Source organism: Streptomyces sp. NPDC034103, assembly GCF_055575395.1.
In genome coordinates this window covers 228,406-248,502 of sequence record NZ_JBVISS010000005.1, presented here as the reverse complement: position 1 = coordinate 248,502, position 20,097 = coordinate 228,406, and the positions used below count along the sequence as shown (strand labels likewise).

16 protein-coding genes, 1 tRNA gene and 1 pseudogene are annotated in these 20,097 nt (G+C 71.6%); 8 read left to right on the top strand and 10 right to left on the bottom strand.

Translation table 11 applies throughout. From position 1 onward, the window contains the following. The first annotated feature begins 6 nt into the window (after window positions 1–6). Window positions 7–1,119 carry a ferritin-like domain-containing protein gene (locus tag ACZ56U_RS12870; protein ID WP_469084065.1) on the top strand — a complete coding sequence of 371 codons (1,113 nt, stop codon included), beginning with the start codon at window positions 7–9 and terminating at the stop codon, window positions 1,117–1,119. 64 nt (window positions 1,120–1,183) lie between these two features. Here ACZ56U_RS12870 and ACZ56U_RS12865 read toward each other — a convergent pair whose 3' ends face one another. The 6 genes and pseudogenes from ACZ56U_RS12865 to ACZ56U_RS12840 all read right to left on the bottom strand — a co-directional run. Next, the gene (locus ACZ56U_RS12865; RefSeq protein ID WP_469084064.1) at window positions 1,184–2,641 is read right to left on the bottom strand and encodes a penicillin-binding transpeptidase domain-containing protein; all 1,458 of its coding nucleotides are present in this window, start codon (window positions 2,639–2,641) and stop codon (window positions 1,184–1,186) included. After that, complete coding sequence (locus ACZ56U_RS12860; protein ID WP_469084063.1) at window positions 2,638–3,999, bottom strand: FtsW/RodA/SpoVE family cell cycle protein; 1,362 nt, start codon at window positions 3,997–3,999, stop codon at window positions 2,638–2,640. Before ACZ56U_RS12860 ends, ACZ56U_RS12865 begins: the two co-directional genes overlap by 4 nt. Window positions 4,000–4,052: 53 nt before the next feature. Next, on the bottom strand, window positions 4,053–4,424 hold the full coding sequence (locus ACZ56U_RS12855) for an SH3 domain-containing protein (RefSeq protein WP_469084062.1): 372 nt from the start codon (window positions 4,422–4,424) through the stop codon (window positions 4,053–4,055). A gap of 129 nt (window positions 4,425–4,553) precedes the next feature. Next, complete coding sequence (locus ACZ56U_RS12850) at window positions 4,554–5,789, bottom strand: ATP-binding protein (RefSeq protein ID WP_469084061.1); 1,236 nt, start codon at window positions 5,787–5,789, stop codon at window positions 4,554–4,556. Continuing rightward, window positions 5,786–6,649: a hypothetical protein gene (locus ACZ56U_RS12845; RefSeq protein WP_469084060.1), complete on the bottom strand. Its 864-nt coding sequence runs from the start codon at window positions 6,647–6,649 to the stop codon at window positions 5,786–5,788. The genes ACZ56U_RS12850 and ACZ56U_RS12845 overlap by 4 nt, the downstream gene beginning before the upstream one ends. A gap of 238 nt (window positions 6,650–6,887) precedes the next feature. Continuing rightward, window positions 6,888–7,208, bottom strand: a pseudogene (locus ACZ56U_RS12840) (protein-tyrosine phosphatase family protein); the annotation flags it as partial. A gap of 133 nt (window positions 7,209–7,341) precedes the next feature. Here ACZ56U_RS12840 and ACZ56U_RS12835 point away from each other — a divergent pair. Next, a complete protein-coding gene (locus ACZ56U_RS12835; RefSeq protein ID WP_469084059.1) occupies window positions 7,342–8,148 on the top strand; it encodes a nuclease-related domain-containing protein in 807 nt (268 codons plus the stop codon). A gap of 75 nt (window positions 8,149–8,223) precedes the next feature. On the opposite strand, the gene ligD is transcribed toward ACZ56U_RS12835, so the two are convergent. Further along, window positions 8,224–9,108: a non-homologous end-joining DNA ligase gene (ligD, locus tag ACZ56U_RS12830; protein ID WP_469084058.1), complete on the bottom strand. Its 885-nt coding sequence runs from the start codon at window positions 9,106–9,108 to the stop codon at window positions 8,224–8,226. A 61-nt stretch (window positions 9,109–9,169) separates the two neighbouring features. On the opposite strand from ligD, the gene ku reads away from it, so the two are divergent. After that, window positions 9,170–10,252, top strand: a complete 1,083-nt coding sequence (gene ku / locus ACZ56U_RS12825) for a non-homologous end joining protein Ku (RefSeq protein WP_469084057.1) — start codon at window positions 9,170–9,172, stop codon at window positions 10,250–10,252. Window positions 10,253–10,667: 415 nt separating this feature from the next. Here ku and ACZ56U_RS12820 read toward each other — a convergent pair whose 3' ends face one another. Beyond that, window positions 10,668–12,440 carry a beta-ketoacyl-[acyl-carrier-protein] synthase family protein gene (locus ACZ56U_RS12820; RefSeq protein ID WP_469084056.1) on the bottom strand — a complete coding sequence of 591 codons (1,773 nt, stop codon included), beginning with the start codon at window positions 12,438–12,440 and terminating at the stop codon, window positions 10,668–10,670. Between the two features lie 249 nt (window positions 12,441–12,689). Between ACZ56U_RS12820 and ACZ56U_RS12815 the strand changes: the two genes are divergently transcribed. Then, on the top strand, window positions 12,690–13,937 hold the full coding sequence (locus ACZ56U_RS12815) for an HNH endonuclease (protein ID WP_469084055.1): 1,248 nt from the start codon (window positions 12,690–12,692) through the stop codon (window positions 13,935–13,937). 171 nt (window positions 13,938–14,108) lie between these two features. Here ACZ56U_RS12815 and ACZ56U_RS12810 read toward each other — a convergent pair whose 3' ends face one another. Continuing rightward, window positions 14,109–14,741, bottom strand: coding sequence for a hypothetical protein (locus tag ACZ56U_RS12810; RefSeq protein WP_469084054.1), 633 nt, complete (start codon window positions 14,739–14,741; stop codon window positions 14,109–14,111). Between the two features lie 265 nt (window positions 14,742–15,006). Continuing rightward, window positions 15,007–15,078, bottom strand: a tRNA-Arg gene (locus tag ACZ56U_RS12805). 214 nt (window positions 15,079–15,292) lie between these two features. On the opposite strand from ACZ56U_RS12805, the gene ACZ56U_RS12800 reads away from it, so the two are divergent. From ACZ56U_RS12800 to ACZ56U_RS12785, 4 genes are all read left to right on the top strand, one after another. Next, a complete protein-coding gene (locus ACZ56U_RS12800) occupies window positions 15,293–15,781 on the top strand; it encodes a response regulator (protein WP_469084053.1) in 489 nt (162 codons plus the stop codon). A gap of 209 nt (window positions 15,782–15,990) precedes the next feature. Continuing rightward, entirely contained in the window at window positions 15,991–17,235 is a 1,245-nt protein-coding gene (gene nrtL, locus ACZ56U_RS12795) for an ArgS-related anticodon-binding protein NrtL (RefSeq protein ID WP_469084052.1), read from the top strand. Window positions 17,236–17,263: 28 nt separating this feature from the next. Then, window positions 17,264–18,655 carry a diaminopimelate decarboxylase gene (lysA, locus tag ACZ56U_RS12790; protein ID WP_469084051.1) on the top strand — a complete coding sequence of 464 codons (1,392 nt, stop codon included), beginning with the start codon at window positions 17,264–17,266 and terminating at the stop codon, window positions 18,653–18,655. A gap of 146 nt (window positions 18,656–18,801) precedes the next feature. Further along, the gene (locus ACZ56U_RS12785) at window positions 18,802–20,094 is read left to right on the top strand and encodes a homoserine dehydrogenase (protein WP_469084280.1); all 1,293 of its coding nucleotides are present in this window, start codon (window positions 18,802–18,804) and stop codon (window positions 20,092–20,094) included. Window positions 20,095–20,097 lie beyond the last annotated feature (3 nt).

The window sequence follows — 20,097 nt, the reverse complement described above, 5'->3', positions numbered from 1 at the left end:
CGGGACATGCCGACTTTCGACCTGTACGCAACAGATCCGCACGGTCCCCACTGGCAGGTGCCGGCGACCGGCGCGGCGCGGTTCAGCTGGGAGTACGACGATGGCCGGGACCGCCTGCTCGCCCTCTACCAGAAGGGCAAGGACAAGCAGTGGGACGGGCAGAAGCGCATCGACTGGGAGCTGGAGGTCGACCCGCACGACCCGCTCGGCACGCCCGACGAGGCCATGTCCCTGTACGGCACCAGGTACTGGGACAAGATGACCGACCGGGACCGGGGCGAGCTGCGCAAGCACTACGCCTCCTGGCAGTTCAGCCAGTTCCTGCACGGCGAGCAGGGCGCGATGGTGTGCGCGGCGCGGATCGTGGAGTCCGTGCCCGACCTCGACGCCAAGTTGTACTCCGCGACGCAGGTGATGGACGAGGCGCGGCACGCGGAGATCTACGGCCGGTTCCTGCACGAGAAGATCGGGATGCTCTACCCGATCAACGACAACCTCCAGTCCCTGCTGGGCGACACCCTGCGCGACAGCCGCTGGGACATGCCGTACCTCGGGATGCAGGTCCTCATCGAGGGGCTCGCCCTCGCCGCCTTCGGGATGATCCGCGACACCACCGACAAGCCCCTGCCGAAGCAGATCCTCGCCTACGTCATGCAGGACGAGGCCCGGCACGTGGCCTTCGGGCGGATGGCGCTCAGGGACTACTACAAGCAGCTCAGCGACGCCGAACTGCGCGAGCGCGAGGAGTTCGTCATCGAGGGCTGCTACCTCATGCGGGACCGGCTGCGGGGGGTGGAGGTGCTGGAGAACTTCGGCATCCCCACCGCGGAGGCCGAGGAGTTCAGCGAGCGGTCCGAATTCCTCGCCCTGTTCCGGCAGTTGCTGTTCTCCCGGATCGTGCCCTGCGTCAAGGACATCGGCCTGTGGGGCAAGCGCCTCCAGCAGGCCTACGTCGACATGGGCGTCTTCGAGATGGGCGACTCCAACCTGGACCTGCTGATGGCCCAGGACGAGGAGATCGCCGAGAAGCTGGACGCGGAGCGGTTCGCGGCGGAGGAGCAGGAACGGGTGGGGGAGGTGGCGGAGGCGATCGAGGAGGGCCGGCGTCTGGAGGGCTGAGGCGCTCGGTCAGACCCAGCATCTCGCGGTGCCGCCCCCCGGAGGGCGGCCCGAAGGGCCCGTCTCAGGGCTTGAGAACCGCCTCCATGACCGCCCGCGCGATCGGCGCGGCGTCCCCGCCGCCGCTGATCTCCCCCCGGTCCGCCTCCGCGTCCTCCACCACCACGGCGACGGCCACCTTCGGTTCCAGGTCGCGCTCCCCCTGCGCCCAGGAGATGAACCAGGCGTACGGCGTCCCGGAGTTGCCGACCCCGTGCTGGGCGGTGCCGGTCTTGCCGCCGACGGTCGCGCCGGGGATCGCGGCGTTGGTGCCGGTGCCCTCCCGTACCACGCCCTCCATCAGCTCCTTCAGCCGTACCGCGGTCGAGGGGTGCATCGCCTGCCGCACCGGCCGGGTGCCGGACGTCGCGACCGTCGTCCCGCTCGACCGGGTCGTGCGCTCCACCAGGTACGGCGCCCGCAGCTGCCCGCCGTTGGCCACGGCCGCCGAGACCATCGCCATCTGAAGCGGTGTGGCCCGGGTGTTGTACTGACCGATCGACGACAGCGCGAGCTGTGCCTTGTCGACGGAGACGTCGAAGGTGCTCTCGGCGACCGAGAACGGGATGCCCAGCCCCTGGTCGTTGAAGCCGAACCCGGCCGCGGTGGCCGCCATGTCCGCCACCCCCACCCGGACGCCCAGCCGGGCGAACACCGTGTTGCAGGACCACTCGAAGGCCGCCCGCACCGAGGCGTCCTCGCACCCCGTCGCCTCGTTCACCAGCGAGGTCCTGGTCCCCGGCAGGGTGTACGGGTCGGGCGAGTCGGTCGGCTCGTCCACGTCCGTCACCACCCCCGCGTCCAGCGCGGCCGCCGCGGTGACCACCTTGAAGGTCGACCCCGGCGGATAGGTCTGCCGGATCGCCCGGTTGAGCATCGGCCGGTCCGGGTCCTCGTTCAACCCCACCCAGGACCGCTTCGCGACCGCGCCGTTCCCGGACAGCACGCCGGGGTCGTACGACGGACTCGACACCAGGGCCAGGATCCGGCCGCTCGACGGCTCGACGGCCGCCACCGCGCCCTTGCGGCCGGCCAGCCCGGCGTAGGCGGCCTCCTGGGCGTCCGCGTCGAGGGTGGTCACCACGTTCCCGCCGGGGCTCCGGCTCCGGGTGAAGTCGTTCCACAGCGGGAACGCCGACAGCATCGGGTCGGCCCCCGAGAGGATGCCGTCCTCGGTGTGCTCGAGGAACGAGGTGCCGTACAGCTGCGAGGCGAAGCCGGTCACCGGCGCGTACAACGGGCCCTTGCGGTACGTCCGTTCGTAGCGCAGCCGCCCGTCGGAGTCCTGGGAACCGGTGACCGGCCTGTCCCCGACCAGGATGTTCCCGCGCGGCTGGCTGTAACGGGCGATGGAGGAACGGCGGTTGGCCGGGTTGTCGTCGTAGGACCGGGCCTCGAAGACCTGGACGCGGGTGGCGTTGACGAGCAGGGCCACGAGCAGCAGGGCGCAGAAGCAGGCGGCGCGCCGGATGTACCGGGTCACGGGGCCACCTCCCCGTCGTACTGGCTGCGGGCCGAGTCGCTCACCCGGATCAGCAGTGCCACGATCGCCCAGTTGGTGACGACCGACGAGCCGCCCTGCGCCAGGAACGGCATCGCCATCCCGGTCAGCGGGATCAGCCCGGTCACCCCGCCCGCGATGACGAACACCTGGAGCGCCACGATCGAGGCGAGCCCGACCGCGAGCAGCCGCCCGAAGGGGTCGCGCAGGGACAGTCCCGCCCGGATGCCGCGCTCCACCAGCAGGGCGTACAGGAGGAAGATCGCCGACAGTCCGGCGAGCCCCAGCTCCTCGCCCGCCGTCGCCAGGATGAAGTCCGACTTCGCGGCGAAGCCGATGAGGATGGAGTGCCCGAGTCCGAGCCCGGTGCCGAGCGTGCCGCCGGCGGCGAAGGAGAAGAGGGACTGGGCGAGCTGGTTCGGGCCCTGTCCGGCCTCGATCGACGCGAACGGGTGCAGCCAGTCCTCCACCCTGCTGTGCACATGCGGCTCCAGCCAGCCGACGGCGACCGCGCCGAGGGAGGCCAGCAGCAGGCCCACGGCGATCCAGCCGGTGCGCCCGGTGGCGACGTAGAGCAGGACCACGAAGAGGCCGAAGAACAGCAGCGAGGTGCCCAGGTCGCGTTCCAGCACCAGGACGCAGACGCTCAGCAGCCAGATCGCGACGATCGGGCCGAGGACGCGTCCGGTGGGCAGTTGCAGACGCCACACGCGCCGGCCCGCGTAGGCGAGCGCGTTGCGGTTGGCCGCGAGGTAGGCCGCGAAGAACACCGCGAGGAGCACCTTCGCGAACTCGCCCGGCTGGATGGAGAATCCGGCGATCCGGATCCAGATCCGGGCGCCGTTCACGGCAGGGAAGAAAACCGGGAGGATGAGCAGGACGAGGGCGGCGGCCACGCAGACATAGGCGTAGCGGTGCAGCACCCGGTAGTCGCGCAGCAGCAGCACGGTCACGATGAACAGGGCCACCCCGACCGTGGACCACACCAGTTGGGTGGGGGCCGCCCGGTCGCCGGGCGTCTCCAGGTCGAGCCGGTAGATCAGGACCAGACCGAGTCCGTTGAGCAGGACGCCGATGGGCAGCAGCAGCGGATCGGCGTACGGCGCCCGGTAGCGGACCGCGAGATGCGCGACGAGCGCGAGCACGCCGAGCCCGGCGCCGTAACCGGCGGCGCCGGGCGGGACGGTGCCGTGGGTGGCGAGGCCGACGTCGCAGTAGCCGTACACGCTGAGCAGTACGGCGAGGACGATGAGGGCGAGTTCGATGCCACGGCGCCGGGGGAGGCGCACAGCGGGAGCGGGGGTGTCCGCTCGAGCCACGGTGGTTCCGGCCTTGGTCATGTCCGGAACTTACCCAAATGGTGCAGGTTGTCTTACCTTTTTTGCCCGTGATGTCAGCACCAGCGTGGCGCGGCCCCGATGTTGTCGATGTACCGGGCCGCACCCCAGGCCCAGGTGCCGTCCGTGAGGAGGTACCAGAGCGGGTTGCCCCCGACGGTCTGGCCGCCGGTCTTGCAGTAGATCCGCACGATCTCGCCCTTGTGGGCGGTCCGGATGATCTGCGACCCGCGGTTCGGCGCACTGCGCAGATTCAGCCTGCTGGCCGTGACCACACCCTTGTACAGGCGCGGCGTCTGCTGCTGGTACTGAACCTGGCTGCCGCGCTGCTCGCTCCAGTCGTCGGTCGCGACGGCGGGAGTGGCGGCGGCCGCGGCGAGCAGAGCGCCGGTGGCCAGGGTTATGGGGAGACGGGAGCGCAGGGACATGGGGAGCACCTCCACGTAGGGGGCGAACTTGACTAATCGCCACATTAGGAGCGCTGTCCGTGCGCCGCCTTTCCAACTGGGCCATAGGAGAACGGAAGAACGGACCTGGGGCCTGCCACGAAAGTGGCCCTAGGGCAGCACCAGCGTCGCGACCGCCCCGCCCTCCGCGGCGTTCTCGAAGGCCAGCCGCGCCCCCAGCACCTCCGCCTGCCCGAGCGCGATGGTCAGCCCCAGTCCGTGCCCCTTCGCACCCCCCTCCGTCCGGAACCGCTGCGGCCCGTGCGCGACCAGGTACTCCGGAAACCCCTCCCCGTGGTCCCGCACCGTCACGGTCCGCCCGTCGACCGTCAGCGTCACGGGTCCCCGTCCGTGCCGGTGCGCGTTCGCCACCAGGTTCCCCAGCACCCGCTCCAGCCGCCGCCGGTCCGTCTCCACCGACACATCCCGTACGAGGGCCACCTCGGTGTCGGTCCCCGAGGCCCGCACCACCCTCTCGGCCAGCGCCCCGAGCGGCACGGTGTCCAAGTCGAGCCGCTCCCGCCCGGTGTCCAGCCGGGAGATCTCCAGCAGATCCTCGGTCAGCGTCCGCAGCGCCCCCACCCGGTCCCGCACCAGCTCCGTCGGCCGTCCGGGCGGCAGCAGTTCCGCCGCCGCGTGCAGCCCCGTCAACGGCGTCCGCAGCTCGTGCGCCACGTCCGCGGTGAACCGCTGCTCGCTCAGCAGCTTGCCCTGGAGCGAGGCCGCCATGGAGTCCAGCGCCGCGGCCACGGCGGCCACCTCGTCCTGCGGCCGCGACGGATCCTTCGTGCGGGGATCGTCGACGCGCGCGTCGAGGTCGCCCCCGCTGATCCGGCGGGCCACCCGCGCGGTGGTGTGCAGCCGTCGTGTCACTCGGGTCACCGCTAACGAGCCCACCAGCAGCGTCGCCCCGATCGCCAGCGCCGAGGACCACAGGATCGACCGGTCGAGGGCGGCGATGGTGCGGGCCTGCTGCCGGTAGTCGACCCGGACCGCGAGGGCGCGGTCGCCGTCGGCGGGGCCGGCCGCCCACATCGTGGGATAGTCGTCCCGGCCGGCGACCATCGTGCCCCGCTCGCCCGCGACGGCCAGCGCCCGCAGGGAGGCCGGCAGCCCCGGTGGATCGACCCCCGCATACGGGCCCAGGGAGTCCCCGGCCTCGTACGCCGAGGCCGCGTCGTCCAGGCGCTGGAGGGCGAGGTCGCGGGCCTGGCCGACGGTCTGGTTGGTCACCGAGACATGCACCAGCACGCCGAGCAGGGCGGCGAGCGCGCAGCACATCACCGTGATGAAGAGGGCGGCCTTCACGGCGAGGGTGCCGGCCCAGCGAGGGAGCGCGAGTCTCATCGGGGGCTCGCGGCGGGGGAGGGGGTCATGGCGGCGGCGGGGCTCGCGGAACGGGAGGGGGACTCGGTGTGCGGCGGGACCGTGCCCGTGCCTGTGCCTGTGCCTGTGCCCGTGCCTGTGCCTGTGCCTGTGCCCGTGTCCGTGTCCGTGCCTGTGCCGCGTGTCGGGTGCGCGCCGCGGGTCGGGTGCGCCGACGGCCCGCTGCCTACGCGCAGCATCTCGTCACGCGTGAGCAGCATGACCCGCTGGTCCGGGTCCCAGGTCCACTGGAACCGGTACTCGTAGTCGGCCAGGTCGGACGGCGCGTGGATGATCACGGAGCGCCCGGCCAGCTCGACCCCGCTCACCGCGTCGTCGTTGGCCATCACCTGGACCAGCCGGCCACGCTCGAAGGTGTAGACGCGCACCGCCGTCTGGTTGCCCGGCAGCAGCCGGAAGCCCAGCGTCAGGTCCTCGTGGCCGTCGCCGGTGAGGTCACGGAAGTACGCCTTGAGCACGGGGCACCCGCCGCCCGCCGGCTCCTGCCCGCAGTCGGCCATCCGGCGGGCGGTCTCGTAGTACGGCGCCTTGGAGCCCGTGTACTCGTCCGGGTGCTGGGCGATCTCCGCCTTCACGACGGCCACCGGATCCACCGCGCGGACGTCGTCGCCCGCCGCCGTGACGCCCTTCATGACCTCGGACTCGCCGTCGTCGTAGTTCCAGGCGGGACTGGACGCGGGGGTCAGATCCGGCCACAGCCGGGCCGGACTCGTCGCCGTCGAGGTCGGTCCCGCCCCCTGCAACCCGCCCGCGTCACCGCAGCCCGCGGCGGTCGCCAGCACGAGAGCTGCTGCGGCGGCGGTACGGGCGGGGCGTGGCACTGTGCTCCAGAGGCGGACGGGGCCGGGTGGGGCCGGGTGGGGCCGTTCGGGGTCGAGCGGGGTCGAGCGGGGTCGAGTGGGGTGATGCCGACCGGCCCGTACACCTTATTCGTACGGAAATCCTTTTTGCGCACCGCCGGTGGGGTGGGGGCGGTGGGTCCGCGCATCGGGGGGTGGGCTCGGCGCGGTGGGTGCGGCGGGGTGGGTGGGGCACGCTCCCGGTGGGTCCGGGCCCCCGCTACTCTGCCAGCTCCTCCAGCAGCCGCGCGGTCGGCAGGCCCGCCCGCGGATAGTCGACGAACAGCGGATTGTGCAGCGCCCACGGCGAGCGGCGGGCCCGGATTGTGCGGATCGCCTCCTCCGCGGAACGCCCGCCGCGGACCAGCGTGTGCGCGATCACCAACCCCGAGCGGTTGTAGCCGTGGCAGCAGCGGACGAGGACCCTGCGGCCCTCGTCCCGTGCGGCGCCCGCGGCCTGCGCGAGGCGTATCACGCCCGTGAGCTGGGTCCCGTCCAGCGGCCCGTCGGGTATCGGCCAGACATGGTGCTCGACCCCGGGGCCAGTACGTCGGGCTGCTTGCCGCGGGTACGCAACAACGCCTCCCCACCTCCCCGCCCGACTCTCCCCAAAGGCAACCGCCTTCTTGCCCCTGGAGCATGCGCCTGTTCCCATGGTCAAGGGGTGATGGTGCATGAACGGACTGCGCGTCATACCGACCTGGCGGCACGGCCAGGAGCGGCTCTACGTGTGCCGGACGGACGGGAGGAACGTCGCCTGGTACGACCGTGAGGCGGCCCGGATCAACCTGCTCAGCGAGGACCGCAGGGACGACGTACTGCGGGCGCTCGGACCGTTCCTGACGGGCCCCGTGGCGGTCGGCCCGCCCCCGGTGCCGACCCCGGCGGAACTCGCCCGGCTCACCCTCCACCCCGACGACGACCTGGCGCCCAACCGCCCCGGCGAGGCCCTCCAGGTCGCCCTCGACCGCGACCCCGGCCCGCCGCACCGCCTCCGCCCGGACCCGCGCCGCAGGGCCCTGCTGGCCGAGCAGACGGTGGGGGAGGCCCTGGACCGGCTGGAGGGCGCCGGCTGGCACGCCCTGCACTCGGTCCCGCTCCCCGGCGGCGACCGCGTCCACCACCTGGCGATCGGACCCGGCGGCCTCTTCTCGATCCACACGCTCCACGCCCGCAAGCAGCGGGTGACGGTCACCGACCCCATGGTCACCCTGGGCCGCCGGGACCCCGAGCCGCTGCTGCGCCGCGTCCGCGCCGACGCCGGCCGCGCCTCGTACGCCCTGACCGCGGAGGTCCACCCGGTCCTCGCCCTCGTCGGCCCGACGGAGGTGCGGATCACCGCCCCGCCCCGTGAGGTCCGCGTCCTGCAGGACACGGATGTGGAGAGCCTGGCCCGGCTCGGCGGGGTGCTCAAACCGGCGGACGTGGAGGCGCTGCACGCGATGGCGCGGGACCGCCATACCTGGCTCGACGGCGGGTGAGCCGTCGGGCCGCGGCCGGGTCCGGTGGGGCGGCGGCCGGGCGGCGCCGACCGTCTTGCCGGTCAGGGGGCGAAGCTACGGCAGCTGGGCGGCGTCCGCGGTGTCGAGCAGGGGGGCGAGCAGGTCACCGTGGTCCTGGAGCCGGGGCACGAGGTCCGGTGCGAGGAAGGTGAGGTGCCGGGGTGAGGTGCACTGCTCGACCTCCTCCCAGGTCACGGGCGCGGAGACGGTGGGTTCCCGCTGGGCCCGCAGGGTGTAGGGGGTGGCCGTGGTCTTCCGGGCGGCGTTCTGGCTCCAGTCGACGAAGACCTTCCCGGGCCGCAGGCTCTTGGTCATCCGGTGCACGACGAGCCCCGGCATGGCCCGTTCGGCGGCGACGGCGAGCTCCTTCGCGTACTCACTCACCTGTTCGGAGGAAGCGGTCGGCCGGAGGGCTGCGACCAGATGCAGCCCCTTGGACCCGGAGGTCTTCGCGTACGCCGCGATCCCGTCCTCGGCGAGCCGGTCCCGCAGCCACAGCGCGACCTCGCAGCAGTGCACGACGGTGGCGGGCGGACCGGGGTCGAGGTCGAGGACCAGCCGGTCCGCCTTGGTCGGGTCCTGGACGACCCACTGGTGCGTGTGGAACTCGGTCACCAGGTTCGCCGCCCACATCAGACTCGCCAGGTCCTGCACCAGCACCATCCGCGCCGGCCCCTCCGAGCGGGGCACCTCGGCGGTGGTGACCCAGTCGGGCGTACCGGGCGGCACATTCTTGGCGAAGAACACCTGACCGTCGGGACCGTCCGGATAACGCAGGAAGGACACGGGACGGTCCCGCAGATGGGGCAGGAGGGCGTCGGCGGCGGTCGCGTAGTAGTGCAGCACCTCGCCCTTGGTGAAGCCGGTCGCCGGATACAGCACCTTGTCCAGATTGCTGAGCGCGAGCCGGCGCCCGTCCACCTCGGTGATCGGCGTCATACGATGAGAATCCCATGGAAATGGGTGGATATCGTCCTTAATGCGCGGAAGGGTGCTGCTCGTGCGATCCATATGGAACGGCGCCATCTCGTTCGGCCTGGTCAGCATCCCGATCAAGCTGGTCAACGCCACCGAGAGCCACTCGATCTCCTTCCGCCAGATCCATCTGGAGGACGGCGGCCGCATCCGGTACCGCAAGGTCTGCGAGCTGGAGGAGAAGGAGGTCGGCAGCGCGGAGATCGGCAAGGGCTACGAGGACGCCGACGGCACGATCATCCCGATCACCGACGAGGACCTGGCCCACCTCCCCCTCCCCACCGCCAGGACCATCGAGATCGTCGCCTTCGTACCCGCCGACCGCATCGACCCGCTCCAGATGGACGCGGCGTACTACCTGGCGGCCGGCGGCGCGCCCGCGGCGAAGCCGTACACCCTGCTGCGGGAGGCGCTCAAGCGCAGCCACAAGGTCGCGATCGCGAAGTTCGCCCTCCGCGGCAAGGAGCGGCTCGGCATGCTGCGGGTGGTGGAGGACGCCATCGCCATGCACGGCCTGCTGTGGCCGGACGAGGTCCGAGCGCCCCAGGGCGTGGCTCCGGACACCAACGTGACGGTGAACGACAAGGAGCTCGACCTCGCGGACGCCCTGATGGACACCCTGGGCGAGATCGACCTGGAGGACCTCCACGACGAGTACCGCGAGGCCCTGGAGGAGGTGGTCGCCGCGAAGGCCGCCGGCGAGACACCCCCCGAGGCCCCGGAAGCGTCCAAGGGCGGCAAGGTCCTCGACCTCATGGCCGCCCTGGAGAAGAGCGTGCGCGACGCGAAGGAGTCCCGCGGCGAGGAGCCGGCGCAGGTCACCCACCTCCCCCAACGCAAGTCCGCCCGGACGGCACCCAAGCAGTCCGCCGGCAAGAAGACGACGGCGAGCGGACGGAGCCCCGCGAAGAAGACAACAGCCTCGACGAAGAAGTCGACGGCCGGCTCCACGGCGAAGAAGACACCGACGAAGTCGACGGCGAAGACGAAGTCGACCGCCACGAAATCGACCGCCACGAAATCGACGGCGACCAAGTCAGCGGCGGCGAAATCGGCGGCCAAGAAGACGACAGCGAAGAAGACAGCGGCCCGCAAACGCTCGGCGTGACACGACGAGGCCCCGCGCGCGTCTACGGCAACGTGCGGGCCCAGCTGCCCCAGCCGCCGCGGCCCGGCGTGTGCCCACCGTGAGCCTGTCGGCCCGGTGATGCTCGGCTGCCCCAGCAGCTGTCCCGCGTGTGTCCACGGCGACCCGCGCCCGGCCTGGCGATGTCCGGCTGCCCGCGCCGTCGCGGTCGCGGTCCTGCGCGTGTTCACCGTGACCTGGCGGCCAGCCGTTGCCCGGCTGCCCGAGCCGTCGCGGTCGCGTCCGGCGTGGATTCGCCGTGACCTGCTGGCCTGCCGTTGCCCGGCTGCCCGAGCCGTCGCGGCCCCGCGTGTGTTCACCGCGGCCCTGCCGGCCCTGCCGGCCCTGCCGACCCTGCTGCCCCAGCCGCGCCCCTGCCCGTCCGGCGTATGCCCGGCTACCCCAGCCGACGCAACGCCAGCACCGCGTTGTGCCCCCCGAACCCGAACGAGTTGCTCAGGGCCAGGTCCCCGTCCCCCGGCAGGTCCCGAGGCCCGTCGACCACCACGTCCAGCCCGATCGCGTCGTCGACCTCCCCGCACCCCACGGTCGGCGGCACCACTCCGTGATGCAGGGTCAGCACGGCCGCGATGGCCTCCACCCCACCCGCGGCCCCCTGGAGATGCCCGAGGTGCCCCTTCAACGCGGTGACCGGCACAGACCGCCGTCCCAGCACGGCCCGCAGCGCCACGGCCTCGGCGAGATCGCCCTCCACGGTCGCCGTCGCATGGGCGTTCACGTGTACGACGTCCACCACGTGCCCACCCGCGTCCCGCACCGCCCGCCGCAGCGCGAGCGCGACCCCGCTGCCGGAGGGGTCCGGCGCGGCCATGTGATGCGCGTCGGCGGAGAGCCCCCACCCGGCGGCCTCGCAGTAGATCCGCGCCCCGCGGGCCAGCGCGTGCTCCTCGGCCTCCAGTACGAGCACCCCCGCTCCCTCCCCGTTCACGAACCCGTCCCGGTCCTTGGCGAACGGTCGTGAGGGCGACCCCTGGGCCACCCCCGCCTGGGACAGGGCCCGCATGGAGGCGAACGAGGCCATGATCGCCGGCGTGACGACAGCCTCCGCGCCACCGGCGAGGGCGATGTCGACCCGGCCGTACCGTATGCGGTCGATGGCCTGCCCGATCGCCTCGGTCCCGGAGGCACAGGCGCTGGTGACGGTCCGTGCCTCGCCGGTGATGTGCAGGTCGAGGGAGACCTGGGAGGCGGCCTGGGAGGGCACGGTCATCGGTGTGGTGAGCGGCGAGACCGCGCGGGGCCCCTTCTCCCGCAGCTTGCGGTCCCCGCCGACCAGCACGGAGGCGTCCCCGAGGATCGCCCCGAGGCTCACCCCGACCCGAGCCGGATCGAGCCCGCTCGCCAGGGTCCCGCTCGCCGCGAACCCGGCATCGCTCCAGGCCTCCCGGGAGGCGAGGACGGCGAACTGGGCGGCCCGGTTCATCCGTCGGGCGGCGGCCCGGGGCAACAGCTCGGCGGGGTCCACGGGCACGGTCCCGGCCACCCGCACCGGCAGCTCGTCGAACTCCTCGCCCGCCAACTCCCATATCCCGTGCCGCCCTTCGAGCAGTCCCCGCCACAGCTCGGCCACGCCGACGCCGAGCGGGGTGACGGCCCCGAGCCCGGTGACGACGACCCGCCGCGGCCCGCCGGCAGTGGTCTCCCGCGCGGGCCGGGGGTGATGCCGTACGACATACCCGTCCCGATCGGCGTCGGAGGCCCATCGCCGCACGTCGGAGTCGGCCACGGGCGGCTCGTCGCAGACGTCGAGGTCGCGATGCCAGACCCCCCAGCGCCGAACGAAGGTCACCTCCACGGCATTCGGGTCGACGGCCCGCAGGGACACCACCCGGTCCCCGTCCCGGAACTCGACGTCGTCGAGCGGGTCCGAGGTCAGCAGAGGCACACCGGCGAGGTCCACCCGCCGACAGGCAACGGTCACCCACCGCTCCCGCCCGAGCACCTCGGCACGGTCCACCCCACCCAACGGCGGCCGCAACGTCACCCGGATCGTCTCCGGCGACTCGGGCAGCGTATGCGTGACGACGTACCACCGAGCCCGTTCGGCATCCACCGCCGACAGCGCGACGAGGTCCCCCGGGATGACCTCGGCGGCGCTAACAGGGTGAGGATTTATCGGCACTTGAGAATTCTCGGACGATATGGACATACCCGCACATGCTTCCTGTGGCCCGAACTACCTTGCGGCAGACCGTCCCGAGTGAACTGGACGAAAGCCGAAATGGCCATGGTTGAAACCAAAACCTGCCCAGCCTCTTGCCCTCCGCAAACGGCAAGCGCCACTAACTTCCCATCAGCAACCGCCCAGCCCAGCCCAGTTACCGCACCCCCTGAATCCGACCTGTGGGCAAGGCCACGACGGCACACGCACCCAGACAACCGCCCTTAGGCTTCGGGCATGGCGCTGACGGACATCACCCGCCGCGAGGTGGAAAAGGCGATCGAAGAGTGCGACCGACTGGGCCGCGACGCCTTCCTCAGGAAGTACGGCTTCCGTCCCGCCCGCCGTTACTTGCTGCTGCGCAACGAGAGGCCCTACGACTCGAAAGCGATCGTGGGCGCAGCACACGGCTATGTGCCCGGACACCTCCCGCTGGCGGCGAGCGACTTCTCGGGCGGCGCGGCGCATGCGGCCGGGCTTCTGCGGAGCCTCGGTTTCGACCTGGTGGAGGAGCGCAGGGCGCCCGCCCCGCTCGAGGACACGGCCCATGACCATCTGCTCCATCGAGTCACGCACCTGAAGGTAAACCGTTCCTCCGGCCACCCTGCCCTGTACCAACCCATCACCCTGATGTGGTCCATGAGCCGTGCCCTGCGGGGTGAGCCGCGCCTGCTCCCCTGGACCGAGACCGAGGCGGCCCTCAGAACCCTCCTGGAACGACACGGCATGAGAGGCGAGCGGCCACGCCCCGACTACCCCGTCGCCGCACTGCACCGCGCCGGCCTCTGGACCCTGCACGACCACGAGGACCCCGCACCGACGGCGCACGGTGACACGGAACTGCTCCGCTGGTTCACCAGGAACCAGCCGCTCGGAGGCCCGGTCGAGCCCATGTACGACCTGTTCCGCCGCTCGACGGCAACCTGCCTGGCAGTGCTGGACGATTTGCTGAGCACGTACTTCGAGGGCTTGGACCCCGCCCCGCTCCTGGCCGACGTAGGCCTAGAGGAAACGGAGACGACGGACCGCCCGGCCACGACGTCGCCGGAGCCATGGCTGACGACGGTCGCAGAATACGAACGCGGCTGCCGGCTCATAGAGCAACGGGAGGCGAAGACGGCGACCGACGAACGCGCCCACCGCACCATCCGCACCCCCCGCCGCTCCCGGGCGGCCCGCTACCTCGTCCTGCGCCGCAGCGAGGGCAATTGCGAGAACCCTCGCTGCACGGGCCAACCCGCCGACGTCACCGACCGCAACCTTCCCCTCCTCGAAGTCGACCACATCCTCGACCTCGCCCTGGGCGGCCGCGACCACCCCAGCCAGATGGTGGCCCTCTGCCCTAACTGTCACGCGATCAAGACCAGAGGCACCACCCGCGAATCCCTACGCGCCGCCCTGCTCAAGGCAGCGAGGGAACGCCACGAGGCATACGCCAGAACACAGGCGCCCACCCCCAAGCCCTACGGGGCTGTGGACACCTGATTCCCAGGTGCCTCGGGCGGGAGCATAGGAGATGGGAGCCAGGAGGTGGCGAGCCTGCCCCGGTTGGCAACGACGCGTGGCTCCACCTGGTTGGACACCTTCGGCTTCTGCAAGCGGACAGCCGTAACGGGGTCGCGCTGTCTGTGCGCTTCAGGTGGTTTGCGTGATACGTCAAGCGGGCCTGGCGGCCTGGGCCTGTTCGGAGGAGAGCAGGCGTTCAAGGATTCTCCGCTCGCTGTCGAGCGCAGCGAGCATCTGGATGCGGGTTCGTTCGAAGTCGGGCCCAACCTCGACGCCGAGGTCATGTCGCAAGGTGACCCGCAGCAAGTACACGCCGTCGGACAGCGGTCCGCTGAACCAGGCCTCGGCACGACTGCATGCCTCGTCCAGGTCGGGGCTGCCCGGCAACTGCTTGACCACGGAGTACCCGACTCCAAGCGCCCTGTTGAGGGTCGAGGCGGTTTCGAGCACATCCTTGGGCAGGGCCATCTGTGCCTGAGAATACTCCTCTGACCAGGCCTCTTTAGCGGCGTCGAGGATTGCCGGCTCCACCTCCTCGCCGCGTTCGGCTGCTCGGACTGCGTCTCGGGCGGTGACCCGGTAAGCGCGAGCCGTGGTGTTCAGGCGGGCATAGAGGTCCCGTCTGGCTTGCTGCGCTTGGTCCTCGCGGTCTTCCGTCCGTTGACGATCGGCACGCTCGTTCTGCTCCCGGCTCGCGCGCTGGCTGAGCACTGCCCCACCCAGAGTGCCGCCCAGCGTTCCTCCCACGCTGATGAGCGCAACGGCAAGCGTGGTCACATCCACGAGATCCCCCAACTCGTCCATTCGTCTGCCCGGCCGGCGGCTGGTGGCAACGCCAGCTCAGCTTCGGCCAGTAGGACGATAACGGGGCAGGTCTGCTCGGCTCCGCCAAGGGTCACCACCTGCGACGACGTCCCAGGGCCCGTCCACGCCTCGTCCACAGACCTCGACCTAGAGCCGCTTCGCCTCGCATATGGCTGCACATACGCGAAGACCCCGCGCTCAGCGTCTCCGCTGATGACGGGGTCTTTGGGCACCTCATGCAAGGTGCCCCCGGCAGGATTCGAACCTGCGCACACGGCTCCGGAGGCCGTTGCTCTATCCCCTGAGCTACGGGGGCGTGTCGGGCGGGTTGCTCGCCGCGACGGGTAGAACACTACCAGCTCTGCCGGGGTGTTCATGAACGGGTTTACCGGGGCGCGGGGGTGTCCGCGGTGGGCGGTGATCTCGGTGCTGTTCGCTCGCGCGGGGCGGAAGTCGGTAAAACCCGGACGCGGTGGCCGGTCCGGACCTACTCTCGAGTTGTGCCAGGCACTTCGGGCCGGGTGCTTGTTGTGGACGACAACAAGGTCATCCGGCAGCTGATCAGGGTCAATCTCGAGCTGGAGGGCATCGAGGTCGTGACCGCGGCTGATGGTGCCGAGTGTCTGGATGTGGTGCATCAGGTACGCCCCGACGTGGTCACCCTCGATGTCGTTATGCCCCGACTTGATGGGCTTCGGACTGCCGCGCGGTTGCGTTCCGATCCTCGGACCCGTGACCTTCCTCTTGCCATCGTCAGCGCCTGCACCCAGCACGAGGTGGAGAGCGGACTCGACGTCGGCGTCGACGCCTTTCTCGCCAAGCCCTTCGAACCTGCCGAACTGGTCCGGCTGGTACGGCAGTTGCTCGAGCGCAAGCATGGCGGGACGTCCGCGCGGGACGACAGCGGCGACCCCGACTGCGACGGGGACGGCGGTGGGGGCGACATCCTCGAGGCCGTCCTCGGCGTCGGCGAGGGCGAGACCGCCTCCGGCCGCACGGCCGGTCGCACCAGCGGCTGACCCCGCCGACCCCGGCCGCCCCTCCCGCTGCCGCAAGCCGATCCCGGCCGCCCTCCCGCTGCCGCAGGCCGATCCCGGCCGCCCTCCCGCTGCCGCAGGCCGACCCCGGCTCCCCCCTACCCCCATCCTCAGCCCCCCACAGTCCACATCCCGGACCTTCCGCGTAACCGACTCGCCTACCCACCCCCCTCCTCCCATACGCTTGTCCCGTGACCCCCGTCGAGCTCTCCCGTACCGTGCTGCGCGCGGTCCGTCGCGCTGTCGATGGTGGGGAGCTGCGGGTGACCGTGCCCGGACGGGCAGTCGTCACGCGCCCGGGGCCCGGTGGGTGCGGTGACTATGCCACCAACATCGCCCTCCAGCTCGCCCGGCCCGCCGGACGGCCCCCTACAGAGGTCGCCGAGATCCTCCGGTCCCACCTGCTCGAACTCGCCGGCCCGGCCGACCCCCCCGGCGCCCACGACAGGACCGGCCCCGCCGACCTCACCCGCGCCCCGGACGACACGGACCCTGTCGACCCCACCCGCGACCCCCATCCCGCCGGTATCGCCGACGTCACCATCACCGGCCCCGGCTTCCTCAACATCAGCCTCCGCGGTGCGGGCCACGCCTCCGCCGCCCTCGTCCAGGAGATCCGGCGGCGAGGGTCTCGGTACGGCTGGGTCGACCTCCCCACCGGGCAGCTCGTGCGGCTGCACGCGCCCCACGAGGTCCGCGCCGTCGTCGTGATGGACGCCACCGCCCGCATCCTCCGCTCCCAGGGCGCCCTCGTCCGCACCTCCTGCGCGGCCCGCCCCGCACCGGAGTGGACCGACGTCCTGGGCGCGCAGGTCGACGCCCACGACGCCTACGACACCCCCGGGGCCCCCGACGCCCCCGCCCCCCTCGACGTCACCCTTCGTCCGGCCCCCGCCCCAACCGACCCGACCGCCCTCGGTCGCGACGCCGCTCGCTGGGCGCTTCTGCACCCCGCCGCCCACGACCGGCCCCGCATCAGCGGCGAGCACCTCGTTCAGCGCGAGAGCAACCCTCTCTTCCGCGTCCGCTACGCCCACGCCCGCACCCGGGCGCTCACCCGCAACGCCGCCGACCTGGGATTCGACCCCCAGAGCCACGCCGACGACGTACTGACGGATGAGGGACAAGCCGCAGGCGACCCCGAGGGCACCACCGCCGCCCTCACCACCGCCCTCACCACCGTCCTCACCACCGTCCTCGCCGACCACCCCCGCGTCCTCGCGCAGGCCGCCGCGCACCGTGCCCCGGACCGGCTCGCCCGGCATCTCGTCGGTGTCGCCGACGCCACCCTCGCGTTCGTGCCCACGGTCCTCCCGCGCGGTGACGAGAAACCCTCGGCCGCCCACCGTGCCCGGCTCGCTCTCGCCGAAGCCGCCGGGACGGTGCTGGCCGGTGGCCTGACCCTGCTCGGCATCGACGCCCCCGAACACCTCTGAGACAGCGAACAGAGAGTCAGCCAAGAAGATGAGCCGTTCCGCACACCCCGCCGGGCCCCGTCACGCCGACGTCCTTCCCGAGGGGCACTACTCCGCCCCGCCGGCCGACCTCAACACCCTGGACCCCAAGGTCTGGGCCCAGACGGTCGGCCGTGACGACGACGGTGTCGTCACCGTCGGCGGTATCGACGTGAAGACCCTCGCCGAGCAGTACGGCACGCCCGCCTACGTCATCGACGAGGCCGACTTCCGGGCCCGGGCGCGGGCCTGGCGGTCGGCCTTCGGCGCGGACGCCGACGTCTTCTACGCCGGCAAGGCCTTCCTCTCCCGTGCCGTCGTCCGCTGGCTGCACGAGGAGGGGCTCAACCTCGACGTCTGCTCCGGTGGCGAGCTCGCCACCGCCCTGTCCGCCGGCATGCCCGCCGACCGCATCGCCTTCCACGGCAACAACAAGTCCAAGGAAGAGATCCGGCGGGCCATCGGCGAGGGCGTCGGGCGCATCGTGCTCGACTCCTTCCAGGAGATCGTGCGCGTCGCCCACATCGCTCAGGAACTCGGCACGCGGCAGCGCGTCCAGATCCGGGTCACCGTCGGCGTGGAAGCGCATACGCACGAGTTCATCGCCACCGCCCACGAGGACCAGAAGTTCGGCATCCCGCTGGCCGGCGGGCAGGCGGCGGAGGCCGTGCGGCGCGCGTTGCAGCTCGACTCGCTCGAACTCATCGGGATCCACTCCCACATCGGGTCGCAGATCTTCGACATGTCCGGGTTCGAGGTCGCCGCGCACCGGGTGGTCGGGCTGCTGAAGGACATCCGCGACGAGCACGGGGTCGAGCTGCCCGAGATCGACCTCGGCGGCGGGCTCGGGATCGCGTACACCTCCGACGACGACCCCCGCGAGCCGCACGAGATCGCCAAGGCGCTGACGGAGATCGTCAGCCGTGAGTGCGACGCCGCCAAGCTCCGCACGCCCCGTATCTCCGTCGAGCCCGGGCGCGCCATCGTCGGGCCGACCGCCTTCACGCTCTACGAGGTCGGCACCACCAAGCGCCTCGACGGTCTGCGCACCTACGTCTCCGTCGACGGCGGCATGTCCGACAACATCCGCACCGCGCTGTACGACGCCGAGTACAGCGTCGCGCTGGTGTCGCGGACCTCGGACGCGGAGCCGATGCTGGCCCGGGTCGTCGGCAAGCACTGCGAGAGCGGGGACATCGTGGTCAAGGACGCGTTCCTGCCGGCCGACATCGCGCCGGGCGACCTCGTCGCCGTACCGGCCACCGGTGCGTACTGCCGGTCCATGGCCAGCAACTACAACCACGTGCTGCGGCCGCCGGTCGTCGCCGTGCACGACGGGGAGTCGCGTGTCATCGTCCGGCGGGAGACGGAGGAGGACCTCCTGCGCCTCGACGTCGGGTGAGCCCCATGACCGAGGGGTGGAAGATCTCCTGTCTTCCACCCCGGTACAAATGAAATAGATGTCTCACGATCCGGACGAAGGGTAGAAACTCCCGTCCGGTGAGTGAGACTGGTCCCACCGTAGACGGTATGAGGAAACGAGGTCGGATGATGCGTACGCGTCCGCTGAAGGTGGCGCTGCTGGGCTGTGGGGTTGTCGGCTCAGAGGTGGCGCGCATCATGACGACGCACGCCGACGACCTCGCCGCCCGGATCGGCGCCCCCGTCGAGCTCGCCGGTGTCGCCGTACGGCGGCCCTCCAAGGTGCGTGAGGGCATCCCGGCCGAGCTGGTCACCACCGACGCGACCGCCCTCGTCAAACGCGGGGACATCGACGTCGTCGTCGAGGTCATCGGCGGTATCGAGCCCGCCCGCTCCCTCATCACCACCGCCTTCGAGCACGGCGCCTCCGTCGTCTCCGCCAACAAGGCGCTCCTCGCCCAGGACGGCGCCGCCCTGCACGCGGCCGCGGAGGACCATGACGCGGACCTCTACTACGAGGCCGCCGTCGCCGGTGCCATCCCGTTGATCCGCCCGCTGCGCGAGTCCCTTGCCGGCGACAAGGTCAACCGAGTGCTCGGGATCGTCAACGGCACCACCAACTTCATCCTCGACAAGATGGACAGCACCGGGGCCGGCTATCAGGAGGCCCTCGACGAGGCCACCGCCCTCGGGTACGCCGAGGCCGACCCGACCGCCGACGTCGAGGGCTTCGACGCCGCCGCCAAGGCCGCCATCCTGGCCGGTATCGCCTTCCACACGCGCGTGCGCCTCGACGACGTCTACCGCGAGGGCATGACCGAGGTCACCGCCGCCGACTTCGCCTCCGCGAAGAACATGGGCTGCACCATCAAGCTGCTCGCCATCTGCGAGCGCGCCGAGGACGGCGGCTCCGTCACCGCGCGCGTGCACCCCGCGATGATCCCGCTGAGCCACCCGCTGGCCTCCGTCCGCGGCGCGTACAACGCCGTGTTCGTGGAGTCCGACGCGGCCGGCCAGCTGATGTTCTACGGTCCCGGTGCCGGCGGCGCCCCGACCGCCTCCGCAGTCCTCGGCGACCTCGTCGCCGTGTGCCGCAACCGGCTCAACGGCGCGACCGGTCCCGGCGAGTCCGCGTACGCCGCCCTGCCCGTCTCGGGCATGGGCGAGGTCTATACGCGGTACCACATCAGCCTCGACGTGGCGGACAAACCGGGTGTTCTCGCCCAGGTGGCCACCGTGTTCGCCGAGCACGGGGTGTCCATCGATACGGTTCGCCAGACGGGCAAGGACGGCGAGGCCTCTCTCGTCGTCGTGACCCATCGCGCGTCCGACGCCGCCCTGAACGGGACCGTCGAGGCGCTGCGCAAGCTCGACACCGTGCGCGGTGTCGCCAGCATCATGCGGGTTGAAGGAGAGTAACCA

Excerpts from the sequence above, each read along its gene's own strand:
- ACZ56U_RS12785 (WP_469084280.1), top strand. The coding sequence starts at position 18,802 with ATGATGCGTACGCGTCCGCTGAAGGTGGCGCTGCTGGGCTGTGGGGTT.
- lysA (WP_469084051.1), top strand. The coding sequence starts at position 17,264 with ATGAGCCGTTCCGCACACCCCGCCGGGCCCCGTCACGCCGACGTCCTT.
- ACZ56U_RS12820 (WP_469084056.1), bottom strand. The coding sequence starts at position 12,440 with ATGTCCATATCGTCCGAGAATTCTCAAGTGCCGATAAATCCTCACCCT.
- ACZ56U_RS12855 (WP_469084062.1), bottom strand. The coding sequence starts at position 4,424 with ATGTCCCTGCGCTCCCGTCTCCCCATAACCCTGGCCACCGGCGCTCTG.
- ACZ56U_RS12835 (WP_469084059.1), top strand. The coding sequence starts at position 7,342 with ATGAACGGACTGCGCGTCATACCGACCTGGCGGCACGGCCAGGAGCGG.
- ACZ56U_RS12815 (WP_469084055.1), top strand. The coding sequence starts at position 12,690 with ATGGCGCTGACGGACATCACCCGCCGCGAGGTGGAAAAGGCGATCGAA.
- ACZ56U_RS12850 (WP_469084061.1), bottom strand. The coding sequence starts at position 5,789 with ATGAGACTCGCGCTCCCTCGCTGGGCCGGCACCCTCGCCGTGAAGGCC.
- ligD (WP_469084058.1), bottom strand. The coding sequence starts at position 9,108 with ATGACGCCGATCACCGAGGTGGACGGGCGCCGGCTCGCGCTCAGCAAT.
- ACZ56U_RS12860 (WP_469084063.1), bottom strand. The coding sequence starts at position 3,999 with ATGACCAAGGCCGGAACCACCGTGGCTCGAGCGGACACCCCCGCTCCC.
- ACZ56U_RS12870 (WP_469084065.1), top strand. The coding sequence starts at position 7 with ATGCCGACTTTCGACCTGTACGCAACAGATCCGCACGGTCCCCACTGG.